This window comes from Caballeronia sp. LZ034LL (assembly GCF_031451215.1).
In the GTDB taxonomy this organism is placed as follows: Bacteria; Pseudomonadota; Gammaproteobacteria; order Burkholderiales; family Burkholderiaceae; genus Caballeronia.
In genome coordinates this window covers 15,104-41,219 of the sequence record NZ_JARUXR010000006.1, presented here as the reverse complement: position 1 = coordinate 41,219, position 26,116 = coordinate 15,104, and the positions used below count along the sequence as shown (strand labels likewise).

Below are 26,116 nucleotides of genomic sequence, written 5' to 3'. Positions count from 1 at the left end.
CATCGCGGACAGCCGTGACGAAGCGACGGGCGAACGACTCGACAACCTGGAAGATCCGTACCGTCTGTTCCGTTGCCATACGATCATGAATTGCGTCGACGTGTGCCCAAAGGGGCTCAACCCGACCAAGGCGATCGGCAAGATCAAGGAATTGATGGTGCGCCGGGCGGTTTAAGGCAAGGCAAGGCATCGGACAACGCGAAAGGCGCGGCCCCTCAAAAGGCCGCGCCTTTTTGTTTGGCGCGTGCCAAAAGCGGTCACGGTCCGGCAGAGTACTATTCCCGCTTACGAAGCCAACCGTCCCAGGTGCGTTCATGCCGCGCTCACTTCACCTCAGCAACCTTCGCATGGCCGATGGCCAGCGCGTGTCCGTCACCATCGAAGACAAGCGTATCGCAGCGCTCGGCCCTGACCTCGCGGCGCCGCCCGGCATGCCCGTCGAAGATGGTGGCGGTGCGTTGCTGCTGCCGGGCTTCGTCGAGGGCCATACGCATCTCGACAAGACCCACTGGGGACTGCCGTGGTATCGCAACGAAGTCGGCCCATTGCTGACCGACCGCATCAGTAACGAGCGCGCGTACCGCAGCACGTCAGGACACGACGCGAAAGCTCAATCGCTCGCACTGGCGCATGCATTCGTGCAGGCCGGGACCACGCGTTTGCGCACGCATGTGGACATCGATACCGATGCGGGCCTGCGCCATCTCGAAGGCGTGCTCGCCACGCGCGACGCCCTGCGCGAGATGCTCGACATGCAGATCGTCGCGTTTCCGCAGTCGGGCATGCTGATCCGTCCGGGCACGGCCGAACTGCTCGACCGCGCGCTCGCCGAAGGTGCGGACGTGCTCGGCGCGCTCGATCCCGCCTTGATCGACCGCGATCCGGTGGCCTCGTTGAACACGACATTCGCGCTCGCGCAACGCCATGGCAAGCCCATCGACATTCATCTGCACGAACCCGGCGAAGTGGGCGCATTCACGCTGCGGCTGCTGCTCGACCGCGTCGAGGCAACGGGCATGCAGGGGCAGGTCGTCATCAGCCATGGCTTCTGTCTGGGCGCGTTGCCGGAACGCGAACGCGACAGCCTGCTCGATCGCATCGCGTACTTGCGGGTGGCGTTGATGACGAGCGCGCCGCCGTCAGTCACCGTGCCGCCCTTGTAGACATGCATTCGCAAGGGCATCTCGATGTTCGGCGGCAACGACGGCATACGCGATACCTGGACGCCCTACGGCGTGCCCGACATGCTCGAACGCGCGATGCTGATCGGCATGCGCTACGACCTGCGGCGCGATGACGATCTGCAGCTTGCGTTCGATACCGTCAGCGTAGCCGCAGCACGCGGCTGCGGCTTTGCGGACTATGGCCTGCATGTAGGCGCGCGCGCGGATCTCGTGCTCGTCGATGCAGAGTCCGTCGCACAGGCGGTCGTCGCGCGGCCGAAGCGCAAGTTCGTCATGGCGAACGGGCGTGTCGTCGCGCGCGACGGCGCACTCGTCGCGTGATGAAGCCTTGTCAGCGCCGCGCGCCGAGCGTGAGCTTCACGTGGCGGTTGACGTCCTTGTACAACAGATAGCGGAAGCGCCCCGGTCCGCCTGAATAGCACGCTTGCGGACAGAAGGCGCGCAGCCACATGAAGTCGCCGGCCTCGACTTCGACCCAGTCCTGATTCAGCCGATACACCGCCTTGCCTTCGAGCACATAGAGCCCGTGTTCCATCACGTGCGTTTCCGCGAACGGAATCACGCCGCCGGGCTGAAACGTGACGATGTTCACGTGCATGTCGTGACGAATGTCTTCGGGATCGACGAAGCGCGTCGTCACCCAGCGGCCTTCGGTGCCGGGCATTGGAATGGGCTCGATATCCAGTTCATTGGTCACGAAGGCATCGGGAAGCGGCACGCCGTCGACGGCTTCATAGTGCTTGCGCAGCCAGTGAAAGCGCGCGGCATCCTGATGACGATTGCGCATCTGCCAGGACACGCCGGGTGGAATGAAGGCATAGCCGCCGGGTTTGAGCACGTGCAGTGCGCCTTGCAATGTCAGTTCGATCTCGCCTTCCACGATGAACAACACGCCTTCGGCATCGGGGTCCTGCTCGGGCTGCTCACTGCCGCCGCCGGGCGCGACTTCCATGATGTATTGCGAGAACGTCTCGGCGAATCCCGTCAGCGGGCGCGCCAGGATCCACAGACGGGTCTTGTCCCAGAACGGCAGATAACTGGTGACGATGTCGCGCATCACGCCTTTCGGAATGACGGCATAGGCTTCGGTGAACATCGCACGGTCGGTCAGGAGTTCGGTCTGCGCCGGATGGCCGCCATGCGGCGCATAGTAGGGTTGGCTTGACATACGAGAGTCTCCGTAAGGGTGGACATCGCATGCGCGTGGCGGAGCCGTGATCGTTGCGCCGTGCCGCGCATCGATCCATCATAGTCTTTTCGGCGCGGCCCGATGGCGCCTTCGCCGTGACGGCCTACAGCGGAACGTCTTCGATCAGTGCGAGACGCAAGGCGCGAATGCGGCGATCCACGAAGTAGCCGCCGCCTTCCGTGTATCGCAGATAGAGACGCCCGCAGACCGAGCATTCCCACACGCCGCAACGGTTGTACGGGAAGTAGCGCGGCGCGATGGGCGCGTCCGCTGACCAATACTGGATCTTGTTGGGCAGATACTCGGCGAACGTGGGCTCCGGATCGTCTTGCGGCCACAAGGTGCCGATCTCGCGGAGCTGCGTTTCGTCGAGAGAAAGCGGTTGTGACTGCCAGCCGTCGAGCGAGGTTTTCGTGCAGGTGCAGGGGCCGGGATCGCCGGCCTCGGCGTGTCGTGCGAGTTCGATGAGTGCTGCAGTGTCCAGGGTATCGGGCATGACGCGTGAAGTCGGAGAGGCGAACGCGTCATCATGCGCGCGCGGGCGTGGGTTCGGCAAGCCCTCAGCCGTTCATCATCCGGTCACGCTGTGCCGCGACCCAGGTGCGATCGAAGCGCCCTTGCGCGATGGCTTCGAGCTGTGCCGCTTCTTTCGCTGCCTGCTTGCGCGCGCCTTCGATGACGGCTTCGACATCGGCGGGCGCAATGGCCAGCACGCCGTCCTCGTCGCCGACGACGATATCGCCCGGATGCACCACCATGCCGCCCACCGTCACCGGCACGTTGATCTCGCCGGGTCCGTTCTTGTAGGGCCCGCGATGCGTGACGCCGCGCGCATACACCGGAAAATCACGCTGGCTCAGCGCGCCGACGTCGCGGATGGCGCCATCGATCACAAGGCCCTGCACGCCGAGGCTCGCCGCATAGCTCGCCATGATGTCGCCCATCAGGGCCTGCGTAAGTTCGCCTGCACCATCGATCACGAGCACGTCGCCGGGGCGGCAGTAATCGAACGCGCGATGAATCGCGAGATTGTCGCCGCCGCGTGTGCGCACCGTGACCGCGGTGCCGGCCATCGGCCGCGGACGATGATACGGACGCAGCCCGGTTGTGCCGCTCACGCGGGCCATGTTGTCGCTCAGGAGCGAGACCGCGAGTTCGCGCAACGCGTCGAGCGTCGCGGCGCTCGCCTGTCGCGCCGATTCATGTTCACGCCAGCCGGCCGGATTCATGACGTTGCTCCTTCGATGGATTGTTGTTGTCGTTCGAGCTGCGCGTTGAGACGTCCATACACGGCGCGCGCGTTGTCTTCGTAGATGCGCTGACGGTCCGCATCGGCGAGCCATTCGATGGCGTCGATATAGCGGCGCGTATCGTCGTAATGATGGCCGGTCTCGGGATCGATGCCCTGCACCGCGCCGATCGTCTCCGATGCAAACAGGATGTTCTTCGCCGGAATCACCTTGGCGAGCAGCTCCGCGCCCGGCTGGTGATAGACGCAGGTATCGAAGAACACGTTGTTGAGCAGATACTCGGTGAGCAGCGGCCGCTTCATGTCCTGCGCGAGTCCGCGATAGCGTCCCCAGTGATAGGGCACCGCGCCGCCGCCGTGCGGAATGATGAACTTGAGCGTCGGGAAGTCGGCGAACAGATCGGCGCTCAGCAACTGCATGAACGCGGACGTATCGCCGTTGATGTAATGCGCGCCCGTTGCATGGAAGTTCAGGTTGCACGACGACGAGACGTGGATCATGGCCGGCACGTCGAGTTCGACCATCGCTTCATAGAGCGGATACCAGGACCGGTCCGTGAGCGGCAGCCCGGACCAATGACCGCCCGATGGATCCGGATTCAGATTGCAGCCGATGAAGCCCAGTTCTTCCACGCAGCGCCGCAGTTCGGCGATGCAGTTGTCCGGCGCCACGCCGGGAGCCTGCGGCAACTGACACACGCCGACGAAGTTACGCGGAAACAGTTCGACCACGCGATGCACGAGGTCGTTGCATGCGCCTGACCAGACCGCATTGGCTTCGGCCGTGGCGAGGTGATGACCCATGCCGGCGGCACGTGGCGAGAAGATGGTGAGATCGGTGCCGCGTTCGCGCTGGATGCGCAACTGCCCGCCTTCGATGCTCGCGCGAATCTCGTCATCGGAGACGCTGGGCAGCGGGGGCGGCGTATGACCGTCCTTCAGCGCGGCGATCTGTTTTGCACGCCATGCTTCGTGCTGCGGGGGCGAGGTCGTGTAGTGGCCATGGCAATCGATGATCATGCGTAAGGTCCGTTGCGTTGAGTGCGAATTCAAGTGCGTGCGGCGGGGTCACCGGCGGGCAGGGAGGAGGCTTCGTCGTCGGCGGGTTTGACGCGCATGACCAGCGCGATCACGGTGGCCACGACGAGGAACGCCGCGATGGTCAGCAACGCGAGCTTGAAGTTGCCGGTTGCGTTGCGCACGAGGCCGATGCTCCACGGCCCGACCAGCCCGCCGAACTGCGCGATCGTGTTGATGAGCGCGATGGTTGCTGCGCCCGCTGCGCCGGTCCGGAACGACGACGCGAGACTCCAGAACAGCGGATTGCCTGCGTAGATGAAGAGGCCGGTCACGCACAGCAGCACATAGGCGATGACGGGATTCGGCGCATAGGCGCTGCCCGCGATGGCCACGGCGCTCATGCCATAGACGAAGGCGAGATGCTTCTTGCGGTCGCCGGTGCGGTCGGAGCTGCGGCTGATGATGAAGGTGCCGAGGACGCCCAGCAGCGGCGGCGCGGCCGAGAGAAAGCCAACTTCGATGTTGCTCAGGTGGCCGAGACTCTTGACGATCTGCGGCAGCCACAGGAACAGCCCGTAGATGCCGACCAGCGCGCAGCCGAACAGGCAGGCGAGGCTCCATACGCGGATGTCGCCGGCGACGCGCAACAGCGGGAAGTGCGTGGCCCCGCCTACGGTTTCGCGTTCGGCGGCGAGCGTGGTTTCGAGCCATTGCTTTTCGTCGTCGCGCAGCCAGTCGGCTTCGGCGGGACGCTCCGTCATGATGCGCAGCGTGAGCAGGCCGAGCAGCATCGCGGGAACGCCTTCGAGGATGAACATCCACTGCCATCCTTGCAGGCCCAGCACGCCGTTCGCGTAGGTCATGAGGATGGTCGAGATCGGGCCGCCGAGCACCGCTGAGAACGATCCCGCGATGATGTAGCCGCCCACCGCGCGGGCCCGGTAGCGCACCGGGAACCACTTGGTCAGATAGACCGCGACGCCTGGCAGGAAGCCCGCTTCCATCACGCCGAGCGTGAACCGCAGCACGTAGAAGCTCTTGTCGTCGAAGACGAAGGCAGTGGCCGCGGCGACGGCGCCCCACGTCAGCAGGATGCGGGCGATCCAGCGGCGCGCGCCGACGCGATGCAGCAGCAGGTTGCTCGGCACTTCGAGCACCATGTAGCCGACGAAGAAGATGCTGCCTGCGAAGCCGAACACGGCCGGGCTGAAGCCGAGCGCCTTGTTCATGTCGAGCGCCGCGAAGCCGATATTGATGCGGTCGAGATAGTTGAAGAACATCATGGCGAAGAGCAAGGGCATGAGGCGCCCGTAGACCTTTCGCATCGTCGCCGCTTCGTTGAAAGGGGTCATGCCGTCTCCACGTTCTTCATCGGATCGCGAGGCTCTGCGGCCCCGCTTTACAAACAGCCTGCGCCGTTCTTGCAATCGGGCTGGCTGACGCGTACAGCAAGCCAGCCTGTACGTTTGATCGATGATAAGAAGCGCAGCGGCGCGCGTCCAAGACGCGTTGCTTATGCTTCTATAAGCTTCTGCTTATAGTGCGGGTGAATCGAGAGAGGGCGGAAGGCAGTGGAGGAAGGCGTGCAGATGCGCTGAATCGTCTTCGCTGCGGAAGGTCGCGGCGAGCGTCGACCAGAGCGATGCGCCGGGGCCCGCGAGCGGGCGGAACACGACGTCCGCGCGTCCGTGTCGCGCCACGGATTCACCGACGAAAGTCACGCCGAGCCCTGCTGCGACGAGTGCGATCGCAGTCTGGATTTCATAGGCCTGATGCGCGATGAACGGCGTCACGCCCGCATCGCGATACAAGGACTGCACGGTGTGCTTGAACTGCGCGTTCTGGTGTTTCGGATAGACGATGAGCGGGGTATCGGCGAGTTCGGCGATGCGGACTTTCTTTCGTGCAGCAAGCGGATGATCGGGCGAGAGTACCGCCACCACGTGCTCGCGCAGCAGCGTGTAGGAGGTGCAGCCCGGGATGTCGAGCGGCTGCCGTCCGATGCCGACATGGATGCGCAGGTCGCGCAAGGCGTCGGTTTGCTCCTCGGTCAGCATTTCGAAGAGCTTGAGTTCGACTTCGGGGTAAGCGTGATGAAAGGCTTTGAGCGCGGGCGGGAGAATGCTGTACATCGCGGAACGCGTGAAGCCGATCGAGAGCCAGCCGCGCCGTCCAACGCCTATCTGCTGCGCGCCGAGGCTCGCCTGTTCCCAGGAGCCGAGGATCTGCCGCGCTTCCGTGCAGAGATAGTGGCCCGCTTCGGTGAGCCGCAGCGGCCGTCGCGCGCGGTCGACGAGTTGCGTGCCGAGGCGTTCTTCCAGCAGACGTATCTGCTGGCTCAGGGCGGGTTGCGCGATGTGCAGGCGCTCCGCTGCACGGCTGAAGTTCAGTTCCTCGGCGAGAATGACGAAGCATTGGAGGGATCTGAAGTTCATCGGCGTGTTCATGGGGAAGAGGACCTCATGATGTCACAAGGTCTGCCCGTCCCGGTCTTTCGCTAGCTCAGACTCCCCACCAACTGCGCCAGAAACGCGTCGCACGCATCCAGCTGCGCCAGCTCGACAAACTCATCCGGCTTGTGCGCGACAGCGATATCGCCAGGACCGCACACCAGCGCCGGCACCGAGAGCCGCGTCGAGAACAAGCCGCCTTCCGTACCGAACGCGACCTTGCGCGTGTGCGTTCCTTGCGGCAACAGCGCTTCGAGAAAACGCACCGCGTCGCTTGTCACGTGCGTATCGAGACCGGGATAGGCATTTACTTCCTCGATCTCCGGCAACGGCGTGCCACCATCCGCCGCAGCGCGCGCCCGGATGCCGTCGAGAATCGCATCCGCACGATCCGCTGCCAGCGTGCGGATCTCGAAGTCGAGCGTGCACTCGTTCGGCACGATATTCAACGCACGGCCGCCGTGAATCGTGCCGACGTGAATCGTCGAGTAAGGCACGTCGTAACCGTCGTCCTGTGCGCCATGTTCCGCAAGCTGCTGCTGCGCGGCGCGCATCGCCGTGATCCAGTCGGTGGCGACGTGAATGGCGTTCGTGTACTTCGGTGCAAGGGCCGAATGACCTTCCTCGCCGCAACAGACCGCGCGATACGCGGCCTTGCCCTTGTGGCCGGTGGCGATCTGCATCATCGTCGGCTCGCCGACCACGCACAGCTCGGGCCGTACCGGCGCGCTTTCCAACACGTCGATCAGCCGCCGCACGCCGACGCAGCCAATCTCCTCGTCATACGACAGCGCGAGCTGCAACGGCTTCTTCAGCGTGCGTGCCGAGGCATCGAGCATCGCGACGACTGCGCACGCAACGAAGCCTTTCATGTCGGCCGAGCCGCGTCCGTAGAGGCGTCCGTCGCGCACCGTCGCCTCGAAGGGCGGCACGGTCCATGGCTGGCCTTCGACCGGCACGACATCGGTATGGCCCGAGAGCATCACGCCGGGCACATGCGCCGGCCCCGTGCTCGCGAACAGGTTGGCGCAGGTTCCTGCATCGTTCCTGACGAGCGTGCACGCGATCCCCGCCGCGCCGAGCAGCCCCGCGACATGCTCGATCAGCGCGAGATTGGGCGTGCGCGAGATCGTCGGGAAGGCGATCAGCGCCTTCAGCAACCCGGCGCTGCGGCTAGTCGTCATGCCGGCTTCACCGCGGTGACGTCGATCTCGACCAGCCACTCGGGCCGCGCGAGCGCCTGCACGACGATGCCGGTGGAAACCGGAAACACGCCCTTGAGCCAACGGCCCATCACGTTATAGACGGCCTCGCGATAGCGCGGATCGATGATGTAGACCGTCACCTTGCAGATGTCTTCGAGCTTGCTGCCGCATTCGTCGAGCAGCATCTTGACGTTCGCCATCGCCTTCTCGGTCTGCGCGGTGACGTCGCCGATGCCCACCGACTCGCGCGTGTCGAGATCCTGGCCGATCTGGCCGCGCAGATAGATCGTATTGCCGGCGATTACGGCCTGGCACAGGTCGTTATCGAGCTTCTGTTCCGGATAGGTTTCGCGCGTATTGAACTTGCGGATGCGGGTATGCGTGGTCATGTCGTATCGAAAAAAAGTGGAATCAGTGCTGAAGAATTTTCGAAAGAAAGCGTTTCACCGCAGGACTGGCCGCGTCCTGGAAGAAAGCATCGGTCGGGCTGTCCTCGATGATCGCGCCGTCCTCCATGAACACGACGCGATGTGCGACGCGCCGCGCGAAGCCCATCTCGTGCGTCACCACCATCATGGTCATGCCTTCGCGCGCAAGCTTCACCATCACGTCGAGCACCTCGTTCACCATCTCGGGATCGAGCGCGGAAGTCGGTTCGTCGAACAGCATCGCCATGGGGTCCATCGAGAGCGCACGCGCGATGGCGACGCGCTGCTGCTGGCCGCCCGACAACTGCCCGGGGTACTTGTGCGCATGCGTCGAGAGCCCGACGCGATCGAGCAGTTCGCGCGCCTTCGCCCTCGCGCTCGTCTCGTCGCGGCCCAGCACGATGCGCTGCGCGAGCGTCAGGTTGCGCGTCAGGTCGAGATGCGGGAACAGCTCGAAATGCTGGAACACCATGCCGACGCGGCTGCGCAGCTTCGGCAGGTTGGTCGACTTCGCGGCGAGCGAGGTGCCGTCGACGAGAATGTCGCCTTTCTGGAACGGCTCCAGCGCATTCACCGTCTTGATGAGCGTCGATTTTCCGGAACCCGAAGGCCCGCAGACCACGACGATCTCGCCCTTGTTCACGTGCGTCGAACACTGCTTGAGCACGTGATGCGCACCGTACCATTTGTCGATGCCGCGAATCTCGATGACCGGTGTCGTCATTTGTCGAAATACCCCGCGCGGATCGACGCGCCGATCAGGTTGAGAATCAGGCGGCCCGCCGTGATGCACGAGATCAGGTTCTTGTCGTCCTTCTCCGGCTGGATCTCGACGATGTCCATGCCCACCACGCGACCCTTCTTCACCAGACCGTGAATCAGCTTGCGCGCCTGCACGAAGGTCACGCCGCCCGGCGCCGGTCCCGCCACCGCCGGCATCACCGAGGGATCGAGACCGTCCGCGTCGATGGTCAGGTAGTAGTTGCCGCCGTCGGGAATGCGGGCGAGCACCGCCTCCATGCCGATGTCATGCAGCTCGTAAGCCGTCACCAGGTCCGAGCCATAAGCGCGTGCCGCGACCAGTTCCTCGGGGCGTCCGCTGCCTTGCGCGCGCAGACCGATCTGGATGATGCGGTCGACGTGCGCCATTTCGGAAGCGCGGCGGATCGGGCTGGAGAGGCCTTCGCGCACGCCGTTGACATCGTCGCGCCAGTCGAGGTGGGCATCGATATGCACCAGCGTGATCGGGCCTTTCTGGTCGAGGCCGCGCAGCACCGGCGTGGTGATGCCGTGATCGCCGCCGAGCACGATGGGCATCGCGCCGCCCGCCGCGATGCGGCGCACCGCCGCTTCGGCGCGCGCATAGTGTTCGCCGGGCTTCGTCAGGTCGGGGATGATGTCGCCGCAATCGACGAAGCGCACATCGGTACGGCCTTGCAGCAGCGGACCGTCGATGTCGAAGTCGTAGTGATACGGCTTGCGCACGACGCGGTCCGTCGCCTGGCGGATCGCCGAGGGCGCGTTGGTCTGGTCGTTGCTGAAGTCCGATGCGTCATAGGGCGCGCCATACGGCATGCCGAGCACGGCGATGTCGGCCTTCAGGTTGTCGATGTCGAGATCGAGTTCCGAGTACAGCAGCGTGGGATGGCCGACGCGCGGCGCGACAGTGTATTGGGTCATGGGGTGTCTCCAGAGTGAGGGGAAGGCGCGTCAGACATGACGCGTGCGGCGGCCGATCACGGTCTCCAGGCGCCGGCCGGCGCCCGCCAGCAGAACGCTGCAGATCCAGTACATCAAGGCCGTCGTGCCGAGAACTTCGACATAGGCGAACGTGTTCGCGGTGAGCAGGTTGCTCTGGTACGTCATCTCCGGAAGGCTCATCACGGAGAAGATGGCGGAGTCCTTGAACATCATGATGACGAGGCTCGTGGTCGGCGGCGTGATGAAGCCGAACAGCTGCGGCGCGATGATATGGCGCTGCGCCTGCCAGAACGTCATGCCGAGCGACAGCGACGCGAAGGTCTGGCCGCGCGGCACGGAACGCAATGCGGCGCGCAGGATCTCGCAGAAGTAGCCGCCGGTGTAGAACACCGTGCAGCCGATCGCCACCGTCATCGCCGAGGCCGGCACGCCCAGTTTCGGCAGGCCGAAGAACGCCAGGTACACGAGGATCAGGTACGGAATGTTGCGCACCAGTTCGACATAGGCGAGCGCCACGGGCCGCAGCACGGTGCGCGACTGCGCCGCATAGGCCGCCACGATGCCCAGCACGATACCCAGCGGAATGCCGGTCACGCTGACCAGCGCGGTGATGCGCAATCCTTCGAGCAGCGGGGGAATCGCTTCACGGACGATCGAGAAATCAATGGCCATGGGGAAGCATCCTCGCAACGCGGCGTTCGCACAGTCGCGAAGCAGCGGAAATCAGGAACAGGATCACGAAATAAACGGCGGCCGTGATCGCGAAAACCTGCAGCGGCAAGTCGGTCTGCAACGTCGCATTGCGTGCGACGGTCGCGAGCTCGGGCACGGCGATGATCGACATCAGCGAGGACGCCTTCAGCAGGATCGTGAACTCGCTGGTGAGCGGCGGAATCGAGCGATAGATCACTTGCGGCAGCAGCACATGACGCCAGACCTGCGAGGTGCGCATGCCCACCGCATAGCCTGCGGCGCGCTGACCCCAGGAGATCGTGCCAAGCGCGCCGCGCAGGATTTCGACGATATACGCGCTGGTGTTACAGGCCAGCGCGGCGATCCCCGCCGTGACCGGCGAGATCGAGATGTCGAGCAGTGCGGGCACCATGTAGTACGCGATCAGCATGTGGATCAGCGCAGGCGTGCCGCGGATCAGGCTGACCCACAGCACGACCAGCGAGCGCAGCGGCGCGAACGGCGAAATGCGCGCGAGCAGCAGCACGATGCCGAGTGCGAGCCCGATCACGAAGGCGCATGCCGACGCGCCCAGCGTCAGTGCCGTGCCGGATACGACGCCGTCGAGGAAGGGCGCGATGACGCCGCCCGGATCGATCCAGTCGAACATGGCGTCAGATCGCGCCGTCGGGCAGATAGCCGCTGCGCGGCGTGTCCATCGCGGCGCCGAACCATTTGGTCTGGAGCGCGGCGAGCTTGCCGTCGTTCCGGAAAGATTCGAGCGAATCGTTGATGAATTTGCGGATCTCGAGATCGTTCGGATTCGCGACCCACGCGAGCAGCTTCGGCTGACCGATGGTGCCGGCGATGCGGAACGCGTTCGGCTGGCGCTTCATCTGCACGGCGGCGATGTTCGACGGCATCAGCGCGACATCGATGGTCTTGTTCGCCAGCGCGTTGGAGACGTCCGGATACGCCTGGAACAGCTTGGTGTCCGCGTAGCCCTTGCCGGTCTTGTCCTTCAGTTCCTTCTCGAACTCGGTGGCCACCGGCTGCGACGACGAACCCATCTGCGTGCCGATGATCTTGCCGCCGATGTCGAGGTCGCGGTTGATGCTCTTGTCGTCTGCGCGCACCATCAGCACCGAACGCACGACGCCTACCGGCTCGCTGAACGCGAAACGCTTCGCACGTTCCGGCGTAATGCCGACGCTGGTCGCCACGAAGTCGAACTTGTGCGCCATCAGGCCCGGCAGCAAACCCTGGAACGGCAGGTTCATTTGTTCGAGCTTGACGCCGAGTTTCGCCGCCATCAGTTCCAGCACGTCATGCCCATAGCCGACGATCTGGCCGTTCTCGACGAATTCGAACGGCTCGTACGCGGCCTCGGTGCCCACCACGAGCTTGCCGCGCTTCTTGATATCGGCGAGCGTGCCGCCTTCGGCGCGCGCGATGGTCGGCAGCGCGAGCGCGGCGCCCGACGCGAGCGTCGCTTTCACAAAAGATCGTCTGGACCAGTTTTTCATTGCTTTCTCCGCTTGAGGGGACGGCTTGAGGGACGCTCGGGGACGAGGCAGCCGAAATGTATGTCGCCATAAAGAGAGTGAAAAATGATTTTTTTATCGGTATGGTTCCGAAAAACGTAACCTTCTACTGAAGCTTTTTCTTCGCCGCCATGTCCGAACGATCCGCCGTCAAACATCCCGTCGCCAAGCGCCCCGACTTCAGCGAGCGTGACCTGCGCTCGCTGCGCATCTTCTGCTCGGTCGCACAGGCGAACGGTTTCGCCGCCGCCGAGAAGCAGCTCAACATGTCGAAGGCATCGATCAGCCGGCATATCCGTGAGGTCGAGGACACACTCGGCGCGCGGCTGTGCGAACGCGGGCCGTCAGGCTTCGTTCTGACGCATGCGGGCAAGGTGGCGCTTGAACTCGCACGCGATGCGCTGATGTCGCTCGCGCGCATCCGTCCGGAAATTGATGCGGTGCGCGGCGTGTTGTCCGGAACGCTCGCCATCGGCATGGTCGAGCACATCGTCAGCGACGAAGGCTGTCATCTGCCGGAAGCGCTGGCCTCGCTCAAGGAACTGGCGCCGGATGTGAGCGTTGAACTGCGCGTGATGACCTTCAACGAACTCGATCTCGCGTTGCGCGAGCGTCGCGTGCAGGTCGCAATTCGCGGAATGTACCGGCGCGAGGCCGGCTTTCACTACCTGCCGCTCTTCATCGAGCGCCAGCAGCTTTATGTGGCGCGCCGCAGTCTCCGCGATGCCGCGGCGCTGCCGCTGGTGTATCGTTCGCAACCCTTCGTGCACGAGATGCTCAATACGCTCGGCATGGCGCGGGGGCCGTCGGCTTCGGGTCTGGAGGCGGTCGCGATGCTCGTGCTGTCAGGGCACTATGTCGGCTTGCTGCCGCAGTTCTATGCGGCTTCGTTCGCGAAGCGGCAGTCGCTCGTCAAGGTTCCGGGCGTGCCGGTATACGAAAACACCATCAGCGCCATCACCGAGATCTCGCGGCCCCGCACGCGCGCGCTCGATCTGTTCCTCGATCTTCTGCAACAGTTGCATGACAGTGCGTGAACGGAGGATGGAGGGTCTTTACACCACGCGGTTCATGCGATCGACGACGAGTTCGCCACAGGCGGCAATCGCCCCCGCCACGACAGGAACGAGATGATCGGGCACGCGCCATTCGGCGGCGGTCGTATCGGAGAGCAATTGCTCGGAGAACAGATGGAAGACTTCGGAGCAGGCTACCTCGGGTCGCGGGTCACGGCTGCCGTGTTCCCGGTAAAGACAGGCAAAGTGCAGTACACACCGGCTGAGCGATGCACTCGTCAATTGCGCCCATGAAGAATCCTCCCGGCCCGCCAGACTCATCTGCATCTCGCGCACGGTAGCCCACAGCACGCCGGCCAGACGCTCGGGAATCCCGAGATAGCTGTAACCCACGCTTCCGCTTTCCATGATCTATTTCTCCATCCATACGTCGTGACTGGCGCGACCAATGTGCAATCGTCATGCCGAGTAATGCGCCGGTAAGGTGGGCGGCCTTTGAGGCACACGTCCTTTCCGTTGCACACGCTATGCAGCGGCCTCAAGGCCCGATTCCAGTTCCTTTCACAAGATCCACCGATAACATCCTGGGTCATTAATGCAATACGTACGCGCGGGACGAATGGACGTAACACTGTGTGCTTGTAACGTAACAGACCCCGTGACGCCCGCCGCACATGGGATACGCGGTGCACGTTTCTGGTAAGACAATTGGCATGGAAACTGCATAAAGGCTTTATTGGAAACAGACTGTTCGATCGTTTCATAGAGGGCTTTTTCAACGCACGAAAATGCTGTGACAGTTGCGCACGTTCGGTTCAGAATGGCGCGTGCCTCTGTTTCGGAAGCAGATGGGCACGAGGTTGAAGCTGTTCATTCTTGGAACACCAGCAACACACAAGCGTTGCTGAAAAAAAGCAATCCGGAATAAATGCTCGCCACTTCCTATAATCCGCTCCTCGTCGTCTGTTCGCTGTTCGTAGCGATCCTGGCTTCCTATACCGCGCTCGACATGGCCGGCCGTGTGGCATCGGCCAAGGGTCTGGCCGGCTCTCTCTGGCTCGTCGGCGGCGGCTGTGCAATGGGGTTGGGAATTTGGTCGATGCACTTCGTCGGCATGCTCGCCTTCGACCTGCCCATCCCGGTCGGCTATGACCCGACCATCACTTTTTTTTCGCTGCTGATCGCCGTCGCGGCGTCCACCTTTGCGTTGTGGCTCGTCAGCCGGTACGCGCTGCCGTGGCGCCGGCTGATGCTGGGCTCGCTGCTCATGGGGCCCGCCATCGCCGGCATGCACTACACGGGCATGGCCGCAATGCAGATGAACCCGGTCATCGACTACGACTGGAGTCTGGTTGCGCTGTCGATTGTCATCGCCGTCGCGGCTTCGGGCGCGGCCTTGTGGACCGCTTTCCATATCCGCGGCAGGGCGGCGGGCGTGTTCCTGTTTCGCGGGGGCGCATCGCTGCTGATGGGGTCGGCCATCGTCGGCATGCATTACACCGGCATGGCGGCCGCGCATTTTCCGCTGGGCAGCATATGCGAGGCCGCGCGTCACGGGACCAACACGTCATGGCTGGCCGCCATTGTCATTATCGTGACAGTGGCGGTGCTGAGCATCGCGCTGATCGTATCGGTGCTGGAACTCAGGCTCGAACTGCGTACCGCCGCGCTGTCCCGGTCGCTCGCGGAAGCCAACAAGGAGCTGATCCATCTTGCCCTGCACGACAGCCTGACCAAGCTGCCCAACCGCGTCCTGCTCGATGACCGCCTGAACCAGCTCATCCAGCGAGGGCGGCACTTCACGTTGATGTTCCTCGACCTCGACGGCTTCAAGGCCGTCAACGACGCGTTCGGGCACCAGGTGGGAGACCGCCTGCTGGTCGACGTCGCGCGGCGCATCGGCGCCAGCGTGCGCGCGAATGACACCTTCGCCCGCGTGGGCGGCGACGAGTTCGTTTTGTTGTGCGAGGTCACCCGGCCGGTGGACGTGGCGAAGATGGCGGCCACGCTGATCCGCATCGTCGAAGAACCGTATTCGGCGGGCGAGCATGAAATCCAGGTTTCGACGAGTATCGGCATTGCCTGTCATCCCGAGCATGGCAGGACCCAGAGCGAGCTGCTGACGAGCGCCGATACCGCGATGTACCGCGCCAAGGCCATGGGCCGCAACAACTACTGCTTCTTCGAGCCGTCCATGCACGCAGACGCCTACGAGCACATGCAGCTGGCGCGTGAGCTGCGCACGGCGCTCTCGGCGGGCCAGCTGGTCCTGCACTATCAGCCGAAATTCCAGGCGCGCGGCGGTCCCGTGGTGGGGGCGGAAGCACTGCTGCGCTGGAAGCATCCGTCGCGGGGCCTGATGGCGCCGGACGAGTTTCTCCCGATTGCCGAGAAGAGCGGACTGATGGTGCCCATCGGCGAATGGGCCCTCAACGAAGCCTGCCGTCAGATGCGCATCTGGGTCGAGGCGGGGCACACGGACTGGAGCGTCGCCGTGAATCTGTCGGCCACGCAGTTCGTCCACACCAGCCTCGTGCAGGTGGTGCGCCAGGCGCTCGTGCAGCATCGGCTCGAACCGCGTCACCTGATTCTTGAGATCACCGAATCCACCGCGATGCACGACGTCGAAGTCAGCCTCAGCGTGCTGAAACAGTTGCGCGAAACAGGCGTGCGGATTGCTATTGATGATTTCGGAACGGGCTATTCCAGTCTTCTTTATCTGAAGCGGCTGCCCGCCCATGAACTGAAAATCGATCGGGGCTTTATCCGCGATCTGCGGCGCGATACCGAGGACGCGGCCATCGTGGCGGCCATCGTCGCGCTGGGGCGCACGCTGAATCTGCGCGTCGTTGCGGAGGGCGTCGAGACGGAGGAGCAGCAGGCTTTCCTCGGCCAGCTGGGCTGCGACATGTTGCAGGGTTTTCTGCTGGGACGGCCCATGGCGCCGGAACAGTTCATGAAGACCGTCGAAGCCGGCCGCGTCGTGTCCGAATAGCATCGGATGCGCTGGGCATCCGTTGTCCACCGGAATGAAGTCCAAGACGTTAGGATGCGGTGCTGTTTCGGAAAAAACCGGAACGCCGGACGAAAAATCATTCAAACGAGAGAGGGCGCGCGGTTTCTGATTGAACCGCGTTTGCGAAGGAGAGCACGGTTGAAGCAGTCATCAACCTTCGGAAAGGAATCACGCTGGACGAAGTCCTGGGTTGACAGGCACGCGATCCTTATCGCGCTGAGTACGACCTTCGTCTGTCTGGTGGTGCTGGTCACGACCGCCGTGGTCCTGGTGTCCGGCAGGCAGGAGGCGGTGGACAAGGCGCGTGATACATCCGCGAACGTGGCCGCCGCCCTGGCGCGCGACATGAGCCGCAATTTGCAGATCTACGACCTCTCCTTGCAGGCCGTGGTGGACGGCGTATCGAATCCGGAAATTCTCGCGTTGCCGCCGGAGTTGCGCAGGCAGATGCTGTTCGACCGCGCGACCATGGCGCCCCACGTGATGGGCATCTACGCCGTGGATGAGGAGGGCCGGATCGTGCAGGGCCGCGCACGGCTCTTTCCAACACTGAACCTGGGCGATCGCGATTACTTCATCGTGCACAAGAACCGCGACGACATGGGGCTGTACATTTCGAAGCCTTATGAATCCCGGCTGAGGAACGGCAGTCCTTCCATCGCGCTCAGCCGCCGCATTTCGAAGGCCGACGGCAGCTTTGGCGGCGTCGCGCTGATCGCGCTCGATCTCGACTATTTCCAGCAGCTGGTCGATGGCGTAAAGCTGGGCGCGCACGGCGCCGCCACCATCATGCAGACCGACGGTTTCATCCTTGCGCGCTATCCGCAGGTGAGCCGCAGCAAAATGATTTCCGTTGCTTCGCCTGCGTTCCTGTCCATGCTCGGACCGAAGGGCGGATCATTCGTCGCGAAGTCGCCGGTGGATGGTGTCGAGCGTCTGTCCACGTTCGCAAACGTGGAAGACAGCAATCTAGTCGCCATGGTCGCGCCCGCCATGGATGAAATCACCGAAGAGTGGAAGCACCGTTCGCTCATCATCGGCGCATTGAGTGTCGTGGTGTCGTGCGCGTTCACGATCGTCGTGTGGCTGCTCGTGTTCGCGGTGCGTCAGCGCGATGCGGCGCAGGCGCGGCTGATTGCGATTGCGGACACGGACGGGCTGACCGGCGTCGCCAACCGTCGCGGGCTGGACGCGACCTTGCCGGCGATGTGGACGAAGGCCGTGCGGCATCGGCTGCCGATGGCGATCATGTTCGTCGATGCCGACAACTTCAAGGACTACAACGACACACATGGCCACGTGGCCGGCGACCGTGCGCTGCGCTTCGTCGCGCATTGCCTGACGCGGCGGGCGCGCCGGCAGAACGACATTGTCGCGCGCTATGGCGGCGAGGAGTTCATCGTCGTGCTGGCCGACTGCACGCCGCGCCGTGCCGAGGATGTCGCCGACGCCATCCTCACCGACGTCGCCGCCTGCGCGGAAGACAGCGAGACACCGCAGACCACGGCGCTCGCGCCGGTGACGGTGAGTATCGGCGTGGCGCTTTGTCAGCCGGACGACGGCACGACCCTCGAAACAGCGATGCGTCGCGCCGACGAAGCCCTGTACGACGCCAAGCGTAACGGTCGCAATCGCGTATCGATCGTCACGGTGGACGTGAATCCAGTCCGCAAGGCGAAGGTTTCGCGTGACACGCTTCACGCCGATCCGGCGCGCGGCTCGCGCAGCCTCGCGGACGAGACCGTCAAATGATGCGCGTATCGGATCCCGACATCGAACGATGCATGCTCGATCTGCTGCGCAGCCGCGTCGAGACGGCGTCCATTTGTCCGTCGGACGTTGCGCGCGCGCTCACCCACGATGAAGACGGCTGGCGCGAGCTGATGCCAGCGGTGCGGGACGTAGCCGCACGGATGGCGCACCGGCAGCGCTTGAAGATCACGCAGGGCGACGCGACACTGGACCCGGACCAGATCAGCCATGGTCCGATCCGCTTGCGGCGCGGGCCAGGCTTTCCTGCGAGCGACTGATCCTAAGGCTCAGATGTCCGGCGACTGCAAGGCGATGAGCGCCTGGATGAGCGCCAGATGCGTCAGACCCTGCGGCAGATTGCCGAGGAACGCGCCGGAGCCGGGATCCGCCATCTCGGGATAAATGCCGACACCGTGTGCCAGTGCGTCGATCACGGCATCGAGCATGTCCTTTGCAACGTCGCGCTGGCCAAGCAGCGCGCGCGCCTCGATCTGCCAGAAGGTGCAGGCAAGAAAGCAGCCTTCCTCGGCGGCCACGCCCGAGTAGCGATAGTGATACGGTCCGCTGCCGAGTTCACGCGCGATCGCATCCAGCGTGCGCTCGTTGCGCTCGCGTCCGTCGAAGCGAAAGCGCGTGGCCAGCGCCATCGACGCATCGAGCCTGTCGCTGCCCGGATACATCACGTAGGCACCTTTCTCTTCCGACCAGCCGTGCTCGTCGATCCATGCCGCAATGCGGTCACGTTCGCGCGCCCAGCGATCGCGGCAGGTCGTCGGCAACTGGCCGCTGTCGGCCAGTTCCACCGCGCGCGCCAGCGCTTCCCACGCATTGAGCTTGGACATCGTGTAGTGACGCGGCGTTTCGAGTTCCCAGATGCCCGCGTCCTCGAGACGCCAGCTATCGGCGCACTGATCCGCGAGTCCGGAAAGCAGCGCGGCGCTGCGTGAATCGATGATGTTTCCCGCCCGCACGAACACCGCCGCCGTGCCGAAGATATCTCCATAGACGCCGTGTTGACGCTGATGCGTCGCCAGATTGCCGCTCACCACCGGCCTCGAGTGGGCATAGCCGGGCAGCCCGGTCTCGCGCACGTCCGCGACTTCATCGCCATCGAGCGAGTACAGCACGCGTGGTCCGATGCGCTCGATCTGCTTCAGCAACCATGTGAACGCGGCCTTCGCTTCCTCCTGCGCACCCATGCGCAGGAACGCCTTGATGGTATAGCCCGCATCGCGCACCCAGGCATAGCGGTAGTCATAGTTCTTGTCGCCGCCGATCCGTTCCGGCAAGGACGTGGTCGCGGCGGCGGCAATCGCGCCGCTCGGCGAATACAGCAGCAGTTTGAGGGCAAGTGCACTGCGCACCAGCAGCGCACGGTAGGGACCGTCATACTCGATGCGTCCGGTCCATTCGCGCCAGGCATGATCGGAGGTCTCGATGCGCGCATCGATCTCCTCGATGGGCGGCACGACCAGCGGCTCGTCTTCGCCCGCGACGAGCGCCAGTGTCTCGCGCTGGCCCGTATGCACGACGACATGCCCGCGCAGGCCGTCGTCCGTGCGTTCGTCGATGACCACGCCCGCGCCATGCAGGAACAGTCCGAGCACACGGCCCGCATGAAAGACATGGCGTCCGCCGATCACCGACCGGTACGGGCTGACCGTATTGCCGCGGCGACTGAACACGATGCGCACGTCGAAGCGGAGCGTGCCTTCGATCCCTTCGATGCGCCGCGCGAGTTCCGCCCATGGCAAACGCCCGGCGCTGCTGCTGTTGTGCGACTCGACGATCTTCGCCCGCCCTGACTGCGTACCGACGATGGTTTCGAGCACGTTGCTGTCGTCGCGATAGCGCCGCTCCACCGTGAATGCTTCAGCGGGTGTGATGGCGAAGAAGCCGCCTTCCCGGGGATCGAGCAGGCGGTCGAACAAGGGCGGCGAATCGATACCCGGCACGCACCACCAGTCGATCGATCCATCTGCCCCGCTCAGTGCAACCGAACGTCCATCGCCGAGCGCGCCGTATGCATCGAGCGGCAGATGGCCGTCGGCATCGCGATGTTGCGAGGTATGCGGAGGATTCAATTTTTTGGCACCTTGTCGATGCCTTCCGCAGGGTTGCTCGCATGAACCAGTTCCGGCGATGTCACCGCGCGCAAGGTTTCGCGTTGCGCGGACGGATCGATGCGGCGTGTGCGCGCGAACGGTTCGAGTTTGACCGACGCGCCGCTTTCCAGCGCCTCGACGATGGCTTCGAGCACACGCACGTCGGCATAGCCTTCCTCGGCATCCGGCTCCGGATCAGTGCCGTTCAGGATGCAGTCCGAGAAGTACTTCATCTCGCCGCCGAAGTGATCCGTGTTCCTGAACGAATGATGCTTTTCGTCCTGACCCACCGTCACGTTCATTTCGAGCGGCTTGCCGTAGGTATAGCAGGGCTGCATTGCGAGACTGCCTTTCGTGCCTGCCGCGAAGAACGATTCGAGCGCGTTCAGCGCATAGGACACGACGAACTGCGCCAGACGATTGCCGGGGAACCGCAGCGTCACGGCGACGGTATCGTCGAAATCGCCGAGACCGGCCTCGGGATGCCGCACGCCGACCGCCGCTACCACTTCCTCCGGTTCGGCTTCGAAGACATAACGCGCAGCGTTCAGGGGATACGGGCCCATGTCGAAGATCGGGCCTGCATGCACGCCGTTCATCGCACGATGGTTCTGCGGATCCACCTTCTGTACGAAAGTCGAGGTGAACAGCAGCACTTCGCCGAGTTCGCCGGAGCGGATGCGTTCGATTGCGGAGAGCGTCGCCGGTTCGAAGTGCAGCCGGTACGCGACCATCAGCTTCGCCGTGGACGCCTGTTGAGCCGCGATGATCGCTTCGCATTGCTGTGTCGAAATTTCCAGCGGCTTCTCGACCAGCACGTGTATGCCGGCCTTCAGCGCAGGGATCACGAACTCGGCATGACGCCAGTTCGGCGTGGCGAGATAGATCGCGTCGACTCTGCCAGATGCGAGCATGGCGTCGAACTGTTCATAGGTATAGGTATCGGCGACCTCGTACTGGTCGGCTACCTTGCGCGCCTTCTCCGGATCGCTCGTGACGAGCGCCGTGATGACCGAATTGCCGGTGTGGCTGACGCCCGGCATCATCGCTTCCTGCGCGATGTCGCCCACGCCGACAATCGCATAGCGAACCTGCTTGCCTGTACTCAGGCCGACTGCTGAAAGTAAGCTCATGACATGCCTCTGAATGAAAGGGTTTGTCATGCGGCGCGCAACCTCCGTTCCACATCGTGGCTGCGGCTCACGGGCATCGAACTTGCGGACTCGCCTTGCGCGATCTTTTCCATCACGCCGTTCCACGGAACATCAATATGCTTTCGTCTGTCACGTCCTGGCTGAGAGACATGGCCGGTTCTGCCGTGCCTGTCCTTGCGCTCGTGGCGATCGCGGGCGCCACCGACGCGCTCATCATGCTCCACAGCAAGGACCTGCTGGCCGTCTACATGACCGGCAATTCGACCAAGCTCGGCCAGTCATTGATCGCCGGTGCATGGAGCAAGGCGCTGCCGCTCGTGAGCGTGATCGCCTGCTTTTTCGTAGCGTCGACGCTTGCCGCATGCCTCTCGACACGCCTGCCAGGCTGGCGCGCACCGGTCTGCCTGACATCCACCGCGTTGCTGCTTGCCTGCGCCGTTCCGTTGGCGGGCACCGCGTATCCGGTGACGGCTACTTGCCTGATCGCAGCGGGCATCGGTGCGATCAACCAGACACGCGCCGATGAACCCGGCATTTCGTTCATCACCGGCAATTTCATCCGCGTCGCGCGGCATCTTGGAGAAGGGAAGTTCAGCGCGGCAGCGGCCGGCGTCGTGCGATGGATCGCATTCGTCGCCGGCGCGGCGCTCAGTACGCTGCTCGACTTCTTATATGGCACGGGTGCGCTCGCGATTCTCGCGGCAACGGTGTTCGCGGGTGCATGCGTCGCGCTGCTCGCACGCAATGCGCCGCAAGCCCGAACCGAATGAACCACTCAACGCAGGAGGATGCTTCATGTCCACACACGACAAGGCGAAATTCACCGTAAGCGGTCCCGGCACGCCCGACGGTCCGTCGCTTCCCGCAGCCGGGCAGCCGCAAGCGCCCGCCGCCATCGATCTCGGCACGGTCGAGGACGGCAAGGTTCGCTTCGGGAACTGGAAGGGCGACGCCGACAAACCTTCGCCCCCGCCGCCCGCACCATCGGCGCCGGATCAGCGCGTGGGCTTTGCGGTGATCGGGCTGGGCCGCCTGGCGCTGGAGCAGATCCTGCCCGCTTTCAACGCCTGCAAGGACGCGCGGGTCACGGCGCTCGTCTCGGGCAGCCCCGACAAGGCGCGGGCGGTGGCGAAGCAATACGGCATCGACGAGCAGTCGGTGTATTCATACGCCGAGATGTCACGCCTTGCCGCTAATCCCGATGTTCAGGCCGTGTACGTCGTCACGCCGAATGGCCTGCACCTGGAGCACGTGAGCGCCGCGGCGCAGGCAGGCAAACACGTGCTGTGCGAGAAGCCCATGGCCAACACCGCCGACGAGGCGCGGCAGATGATCGATGCCTGCGCGAAGGCGGGCGTGAAGCTGATGATCGCCTATCGCTGTCAGTTCGAAGTCTTCAACAGCGAGGCCATGCGCCGCGTGCAGTCGGGCGAACTCGGCAGGGCGCGTGTGATCGAGGCGACCAATGCGCAGGTGCAGGGCTCGGGCGAGCAATGGCGGCTGCGGGCGGCGCTCGCGGGAGGCGGTGCATTGCCGGACATCGGGTTGTATTGCCTGAACGGCGTGCGCCATGTGCTCGGCGAAGAGCCCGTGGAGGTGTATGCGCAGATCGTCAATCCGGCGGCGGACGAGCGTTATCGCGAAGTGGAAGAGACGATTGCCTTCATGCTGCGCTTCCCGTCCGGCGCGCTTGCCAACTGCGCGGCGAGCTATGGCGCGCATGAGTCGAAGGACATGCGTATCCGTCTCGAGAAAGGCTGGATCGACGTGGAGAACGCCTTCGCCTACAAAGGGCAGCGCATGCGGATCGCGCATCGCGAAGGCGATATCGAACAGGTCGACGAGCCGCGGCTCGAATTCAAGGATCAGTTCACGCTCGAGATCGATCACTTCGCCCGCTGCGTGCGCGACGGCAGCGAGCCGGACACGCCTGGTGAAGAAGGTCTGCGCGATCAGGTGCTGATGGAAGCGTTGTACCGCTCCGCGCGCGAAGGCAGGCCGGTGCGGCTCGACGAGTGAGGCGCCTGCTGGTCCCGCTCAACCTCTCGCGAACCGCTCGGCCCGAAACGGAAACGGGTCCGCCACCGGCGCGGCGCCCGTCATCATCTCCGCGATCAGCCGCCCGGTCACGGGGCCGAGCGTCAGCCCGTGATGCGCATGACCGAACGCGAACCACAGGTCCTCATGACGCTGTGCCCGGCCGATGACCGGCATCATGTCCGGCGTGCAGGGACGCCGGCCGAGCCATGGCGTGTCATCGAGACGTGCGCCCAGCGGAAAGGTTGCGCGCGCGATGGGTTCGAGCGCGTCGAGCTGCGCCGGCGTGGCGGGCGCGTCGCAGTAGGCCAGTTCGGCGCCCGTCGTCAGGCGGATGCCGCGCGCCATCGGCGTGATCAGATAGCCCCGCTCCGCATCGAGCACCGGCTGATGCAATTGCGCGCCATCGGCTGCCGCATAGTGCATGTGATAACCGCGCTTCACGGCCAGCGGCAGCGTATAGCCCAGACGTGAAGTCAGCCGGTCCGACCATGGCCCGAGCGCGATCACTGCCGCCCGCGCCTCGATGCGTCCCGCTGCCGTCTCGACCTGCCATTGCGGCGCGAGCGTCGCGGCATCGCCGAAAAAAATTCGGCCTCCCAGCTGCTCGAAATGACGCGCGTAGGCGGTCACGAGCGCATTGGGATCGCTGACGGACACGGCATCGGTATAGCGCAGCGCGCCGCTCAACGCGTGACTCAGCGAGGGTTCTTCACGTTGCAGTTGCGCGGCATCGAGCAGCTGATACGAGACGCCGAATTCGTCATGCCAGCGTTGCGCCGTGCGCCGTTCCTCGTCCTGTGCGGCCGCGCTGCGGAACACCTTGAGCCAGCCGCCAGGGCGCAGCAGCGCCTGCGCGCCCGCCGCTTCGGCAAGCTCGCGATGTTCGCTGACGCAGTGTTCGATCAGCGTGGCATAGGCCCGCGCGATGGCCGCATGCCGGTCCGCGCGCGAATGATGCCAGTAGCGCAGCAGGAACGGCACGTAGCCGGGCAGCGCCCGCGGGTGATAGCGGACCTCGTTCGAACGGTTGCCGGCATAGCGCATCAGCGTGGCGGCGTCGCGGGGCAGCGCATACGGATACACGCCTTCGCGCTGGATCAGCCCCGCATTGCCCAGCGAGGTCTCGTTGCCGGGCGCCTTGCGATCGACCAATGCAACCGCGAGCCCGCGGCGTTGCAGATGCACGGCGACCGATACGCCCACCATGCCGGCGCCGAGTACGAGGGTATCGAACTTCATTGCAAGGGCTCCGTGCAAACGTGGCGCATAAGATGTCCCGGAAGGTGTGAGCGGATTGTCTCAGGTCGTGCCGGTTTCGTGTGACGCGACCGTCCGGGCCGGCTGCTTCCCTTGAGCAGGGTTGAAACAGGCTAGACTGATGCCGCGCTGGTTCCTTTCAATTTCCTGTGACGGCCCCGAGGCCGTTCCGACAGCCGATCATGGCGGAGTCGCTGCTGTCTGCGAATTTGAGTCATGCCAGCGTGCTCTACCGCTTTCTTGACACGATGCGCGACTACGCTGCGCTGCCGCCACGCCGAGCACTTCGTGGCGTTGTACACACGCGTGGAAGACTGCTGGAATCGCCCGCCCGACGAAGGCTGGCTGCGCGACCATCTCCCGACCATCGACGACGTCCGCGCGGCCCTTGGCTGGGCCTTCTCGCCGCACGACGACGCATCGCTGGGCATCGGACCGACCGTGCTGGCGATTCCGGCGTGGATCCGCGCGTCATCGCTGGAAGAGTGTCGCAGCCGCGTGGAGGAAGCGTTGCGTCATGCGCAAGCGCTTGCCCGCGCTCGAAGCCTTCGATGCCCAATGTCGACAGTCGCAACTGTCGGATAACCACGTGAACGGACGCGAGGGCACGCGTTCGCTGATGGCCAGTGTGCGGTGGTTCCAAGGCTGCGCGGAACGCGCGCTGGAGGAGGCGTACCGGGCGTGCAGGGATGCCGAGGCGAGCGGCCATACGCTGACCATCGGCTACGTGCCGGTGTTCGCGTTCATTCCGCTGACCTTCTACGCGGGCGACCTCGATGCCGCTGAAGAAGCGCTCGACATCCTGCAGGACTGTGTGGCGAAGAACGGCCTCGCGCTCTTCGATGCCATGGCGCGCGGCCTTCACGGCGCCTTGCTGATCGAGCGGAACGAGCGTCAGGGCCTGACGATTCTCAGCGACGCGCTGGCGCAGCTCGAACGCGAACATCTCGGCATGCGCCAGACGCTGTTTGCCGGGCTCTACGCGCATGGCCTGCTGCGCTTCGGGCGGCATGCGGAGGCGCAGGCGGTCATCGACGACGCGCTTGCGCGTGCGAAGCAGCACGACGAATTGTGGAATCTGCCGGAGCTGCTGCGCATCGCGGGCGAGATACGTGCAGCGGAGTGACTGATCGG

General features: G+C 64.2%; 24 protein-coding genes and 2 pseudogenes. 9 read left to right on the top strand and 17 right to left on the bottom strand.

The annotated features are described in order from the left end of the window. Both sdhB and QCE83_RS34745 read left to right on the top strand, forming a co-directional pair. Positions 1-175, top strand: a pseudogene (gene sdhB, locus QCE83_RS34750) (succinate dehydrogenase iron-sulfur subunit); the annotation flags it as partial. A gap of 139 nt (positions 176-314) precedes the next feature. Further along, positions 315-1,505: pseudogene (locus tag QCE83_RS34745) on the top strand (amidohydrolase family protein). A gap of 10 nt (positions 1,506-1,515) precedes the next feature. On the opposite strand, the gene QCE83_RS34740 reads toward QCE83_RS34745, so the two are convergent. The 13 genes from QCE83_RS34740 to QCE83_RS34680 form a co-directional block, all read right to left on the bottom strand. After that, complete coding sequence (locus tag QCE83_RS34740) at positions 1,516-2,352, bottom strand: bifunctional allantoicase/(S)-ureidoglycine aminohydrolase (RefSeq protein WP_309821397.1); 837 nt, start codon at positions 2,350-2,352, stop codon at positions 1,516-1,518. A 124-nt stretch (positions 2,353-2,476) separates the two neighbouring features. Continuing rightward, positions 2,477-2,869 (bottom strand): hypothetical protein, encoded by a 393-nt coding sequence (locus QCE83_RS34735; RefSeq protein WP_309821396.1) that lies wholly within the window; start codon positions 2,867-2,869, stop codon positions 2,477-2,479. A gap of 64 nt (positions 2,870-2,933) precedes the next feature. Next, a complete protein-coding gene (locus tag QCE83_RS34730) occupies positions 2,934-3,602 on the bottom strand; it encodes an RraA family protein (protein ID WP_309821394.1) in 669 nt (222 codons plus the stop codon). Next, a complete protein-coding gene (locus QCE83_RS34725; RefSeq protein WP_309821392.1) occupies positions 3,599-4,642 on the bottom strand; it encodes an amidohydrolase family protein in 1,044 nt (347 codons plus the stop codon). The genes QCE83_RS34730 and QCE83_RS34725 overlap by 4 nt, the downstream gene beginning before the upstream one ends. A gap of 29 nt (positions 4,643-4,671) precedes the next feature. Beyond that, the gene (locus QCE83_RS34720) at positions 4,672-5,994 is read right to left on the bottom strand and encodes an MFS transporter (protein ID WP_309821389.1); all 1,323 of its coding nucleotides are present in this window, start codon (positions 5,992-5,994) and stop codon (positions 4,672-4,674) included. A 183-nt stretch (positions 5,995-6,177) separates the two neighbouring features. After that, positions 6,178-7,077: a LysR family transcriptional regulator gene (locus QCE83_RS34715; RefSeq protein WP_309821387.1), complete on the bottom strand. Its 900-nt coding sequence runs from the start codon at positions 7,075-7,077 to the stop codon at positions 6,178-6,180. A gap of 62 nt (positions 7,078-7,139) precedes the next feature. Further along, positions 7,140-8,276, bottom strand: coding sequence for an acetylornithine deacetylase (argE, locus tag QCE83_RS34710; RefSeq protein WP_309821384.1), 1,137 nt, complete (start codon positions 8,274-8,276; stop codon positions 7,140-7,142). Beyond that, positions 8,273-8,686, bottom strand: coding sequence for a RidA family protein (locus QCE83_RS34705; RefSeq protein WP_309821382.1), 414 nt, complete (start codon positions 8,684-8,686; stop codon positions 8,273-8,275). The genes argE and QCE83_RS34705 overlap by 4 nt, the downstream gene beginning before the upstream one ends. A 22-nt stretch (positions 8,687-8,708) precedes the next feature. Beyond that, entirely contained in the window at positions 8,709-9,449 is a 741-nt protein-coding gene (locus QCE83_RS34700; RefSeq protein WP_309821380.1) for an amino acid ABC transporter ATP-binding protein, read from the bottom strand. Continuing rightward, on the bottom strand, positions 9,446-10,405 hold the full coding sequence (locus QCE83_RS34695) for an agmatinase (protein WP_309821378.1): 960 nt from the start codon (positions 10,403-10,405) through the stop codon (positions 9,446-9,448). The genes QCE83_RS34700 and QCE83_RS34695 overlap by 4 nt, the downstream gene beginning before the upstream one ends. Positions 10,406-10,435: 30 nt before the next feature. Beyond that, the gene (locus QCE83_RS34690; protein ID WP_309821377.1) at positions 10,436-11,098 is read right to left on the bottom strand and encodes an amino acid ABC transporter permease; all 663 of its coding nucleotides are present in this window, start codon (positions 11,096-11,098) and stop codon (positions 10,436-10,438) included. Then, on the bottom strand, positions 11,088-11,768 hold the full coding sequence (locus QCE83_RS34685; protein WP_309821374.1) for an amino acid ABC transporter permease: 681 nt from the start codon (positions 11,766-11,768) through the stop codon (positions 11,088-11,090). Before QCE83_RS34685 ends, QCE83_RS34690 begins: the two co-directional genes overlap by 11 nt. 4 nt (positions 11,769-11,772) lie before the next feature. Further along, positions 11,773-12,624: a substrate-binding domain-containing protein gene (locus QCE83_RS34680; RefSeq protein ID WP_309821372.1), complete on the bottom strand. Its 852-nt coding sequence runs from the start codon at positions 12,622-12,624 to the stop codon at positions 11,773-11,775. 149 nt (positions 12,625-12,773) lie between these two features. Between QCE83_RS34680 and QCE83_RS34675 the strand changes: the two genes are divergently transcribed. Continuing rightward, entirely contained in the window at positions 12,774-13,679 is a 906-nt protein-coding gene (locus QCE83_RS34675; RefSeq protein ID WP_309821369.1) for a LysR family transcriptional regulator, read from the top strand. Between the two features lie 18 nt (positions 13,680-13,697). Here QCE83_RS34675 and QCE83_RS34670 read toward each other — a convergent pair whose 3' ends face one another. Further along, complete coding sequence (locus QCE83_RS34670; protein ID WP_309821368.1) at positions 13,698-14,066, bottom strand: hypothetical protein; 369 nt, start codon at positions 14,064-14,066, stop codon at positions 13,698-13,700. 520 nt (positions 14,067-14,586) lie between these two features. Here QCE83_RS34670 and QCE83_RS34665 point away from each other — a divergent pair. The 3 genes from QCE83_RS34665 to QCE83_RS34655 all read left to right on the top strand — a co-directional run bounded on the left by QCE83_RS34665 (position 14,587) and on the right by QCE83_RS34655 (position 18,704). Continuing rightward, positions 14,587-16,653, top strand: coding sequence for an EAL domain-containing protein (locus QCE83_RS34665; RefSeq protein WP_309821366.1), 2,067 nt, complete (start codon positions 14,587-14,589; stop codon positions 16,651-16,653). Positions 16,654-16,812: 159 nt separating this feature from the next. After that, positions 16,813-18,426 (top strand): sensor domain-containing diguanylate cyclase, encoded by a 1,614-nt coding sequence (locus tag QCE83_RS34660; RefSeq protein WP_309821364.1) that lies wholly within the window; start codon positions 16,813-16,815, stop codon positions 18,424-18,426. Continuing rightward, a complete protein-coding gene (locus QCE83_RS34655; protein WP_309821363.1) occupies positions 18,423-18,704 on the top strand; it encodes a DUF3253 domain-containing protein in 282 nt (93 codons plus the stop codon). Before QCE83_RS34660 ends, QCE83_RS34655 begins: the two co-directional genes overlap by 4 nt. Positions 18,705-18,713: 9 nt before the next feature. Here QCE83_RS34655 and QCE83_RS34650 read toward each other — a convergent pair whose 3' ends face one another. Together QCE83_RS34650 and QCE83_RS34645 are read right to left on the bottom strand one after the other, a co-directional pair. Then, positions 18,714-20,510 (bottom strand): glycoside hydrolase family 15 protein, encoded by a 1,797-nt coding sequence (locus QCE83_RS34650; protein ID WP_309821361.1) that lies wholly within the window; start codon positions 20,508-20,510, stop codon positions 18,714-18,716. Beyond that, complete coding sequence (locus QCE83_RS34645; protein WP_309821359.1) at positions 20,507-21,664, bottom strand: Gfo/Idh/MocA family oxidoreductase; 1,158 nt, start codon at positions 21,662-21,664, stop codon at positions 20,507-20,509. The genes QCE83_RS34650 and QCE83_RS34645 overlap by 4 nt, the downstream gene beginning before the upstream one ends. A gap of 170 nt (positions 21,665-21,834) precedes the next feature. On the opposite strand from QCE83_RS34645, the gene QCE83_RS34640 reads away from it, so the two are divergent. Both QCE83_RS34640 and QCE83_RS34635 read left to right on the top strand, forming a co-directional pair. After that, complete coding sequence (locus QCE83_RS34640; RefSeq protein WP_309821357.1) at positions 21,835-22,455, top strand: YoaK family protein; 621 nt, start codon at positions 21,835-21,837, stop codon at positions 22,453-22,455. 25 nt (positions 22,456-22,480) lie between these two features. Beyond that, positions 22,481-23,704 carry a Gfo/Idh/MocA family oxidoreductase gene (locus QCE83_RS34635; RefSeq protein ID WP_309821356.1) on the top strand — a complete coding sequence of 408 codons (1,224 nt, stop codon included), beginning with the start codon at positions 22,481-22,483 and terminating at the stop codon, positions 23,702-23,704. A gap of 18 nt (positions 23,705-23,722) precedes the next feature. Here the strand turns inward: QCE83_RS34635 and QCE83_RS34630 are convergent, their stop codons facing one another. After that, on the bottom strand, positions 23,723-24,964 hold the full coding sequence (locus tag QCE83_RS34630; protein WP_309821355.1) for an FAD-binding oxidoreductase: 1,242 nt from the start codon (positions 24,962-24,964) through the stop codon (positions 23,723-23,725). 535 nt (positions 24,965-25,499) lie between these two features. Here QCE83_RS34630 and QCE83_RS34625 point away from each other — a divergent pair. Further along, complete coding sequence (locus QCE83_RS34625; protein ID WP_309821353.1) at positions 25,500-26,108, top strand: hypothetical protein; 609 nt, start codon at positions 25,500-25,502, stop codon at positions 26,106-26,108. The last annotated feature ends 8 nt before the right edge of the window (positions 26,109-26,116 follow it).

Bases quoted from the DNA above. Each gene is read 5' to 3' on its own strand.
- QCE83_RS34740 (WP_309821397.1), bottom strand. From the start codon at position 2,352: ATGTCAAGCCAACCCTACTATGCGCCGCATGGCGGCCATCCGGCGCAG.
- QCE83_RS34735 (WP_309821396.1), bottom strand. From the start codon at position 2,869: ATGCCCGATACCCTGGACACTGCAGCACTCATCGAACTCGCACGACAC.
- QCE83_RS34730 (WP_309821394.1), bottom strand. From the start codon at position 3,602: ATGAATCCGGCCGGCTGGCGTGAACATGAATCGGCGCGACAGGCGAGC.
- QCE83_RS34725 (WP_309821392.1), bottom strand. From the start codon at position 4,642: ATGATCATCGATTGCCATGGCCACTACACGACCTCGCCCCCGCAGCAC.
- QCE83_RS34720 (WP_309821389.1), bottom strand. From the start codon at position 5,994: ATGACCCCTTTCAACGAAGCGGCGACGATGCGAAAGGTCTACGGGCGC.
- QCE83_RS34715 (WP_309821387.1), bottom strand. From the start codon at position 7,077: ATGAACTTCAGATCCCTCCAATGCTTCGTCATTCTCGCCGAGGAACTG.
- argE (WP_309821384.1), bottom strand. From the start codon at position 8,276: ATGACGACTAGCCGCAGCGCCGGGTTGCTGAAGGCGCTGATCGCCTTC.
- QCE83_RS34705 (WP_309821382.1), bottom strand. From the start codon at position 8,686: ATGACCACGCATACCCGCATCCGCAAGTTCAATACGCGCGAAACCTAT.
- QCE83_RS34700 (WP_309821380.1), bottom strand. From the start codon at position 9,449: ATGACGACACCGGTCATCGAGATTCGCGGCATCGACAAATGGTACGGT.
- QCE83_RS34695 (WP_309821378.1), bottom strand. From the start codon at position 10,405: ATGACCCAATACACTGTCGCGCCGCGCGTCGGCCATCCCACGCTGCTG.
- QCE83_RS34690 (WP_309821377.1), bottom strand. From the start codon at position 11,098: ATGGCCATTGATTTCTCGATCGTCCGTGAAGCGATTCCCCCGCTGCTC.
- QCE83_RS34685 (WP_309821374.1), bottom strand. From the start codon at position 11,768: ATGTTCGACTGGATCGATCCGGGCGGCGTCATCGCGCCCTTCCTCGAC.
- QCE83_RS34680 (WP_309821372.1), bottom strand. From the start codon at position 12,624: ATGAAAAACTGGTCCAGACGATCTTTTGTGAAAGCGACGCTCGCGTCG.
- QCE83_RS34675 (WP_309821369.1), top strand. From the start codon at position 12,774: ATGTCCGAACGATCCGCCGTCAAACATCCCGTCGCCAAGCGCCCCGAC.
- QCE83_RS34670 (WP_309821368.1), bottom strand. From the start codon at position 14,066: ATGGAAAGCGGAAGCGTGGGTTACAGCTATCTCGGGATTCCCGAGCGT.
- QCE83_RS34665 (WP_309821366.1), top strand. From the start codon at position 14,587: ATGCTCGCCACTTCCTATAATCCGCTCCTCGTCGTCTGTTCGCTGTTC.
- QCE83_RS34655 (WP_309821363.1), top strand. From the start codon at position 18,423: ATGATGCGCGTATCGGATCCCGACATCGAACGATGCATGCTCGATCTG.
- QCE83_RS34645 (WP_309821359.1), bottom strand. From the start codon at position 21,664: ATGAGCTTACTTTCAGCAGTCGGCCTGAGTACAGGCAAGCAGGTTCGC.
- QCE83_RS34640 (WP_309821357.1), top strand. From the start codon at position 21,835: ATGGCCGGTTCTGCCGTGCCTGTCCTTGCGCTCGTGGCGATCGCGGGC.
- QCE83_RS34635 (WP_309821356.1), top strand. From the start codon at position 22,481: ATGTCCACACACGACAAGGCGAAATTCACCGTAAGCGGTCCCGGCACG.
- QCE83_RS34630 (WP_309821355.1), bottom strand. From the start codon at position 24,964: ATGAAGTTCGATACCCTCGTACTCGGCGCCGGCATGGTGGGCGTATCG.
- QCE83_RS34625 (WP_309821353.1), top strand. From the start codon at position 25,500: ATGCGCAAGCGCTTGCCCGCGCTCGAAGCCTTCGATGCCCAATGTCGA.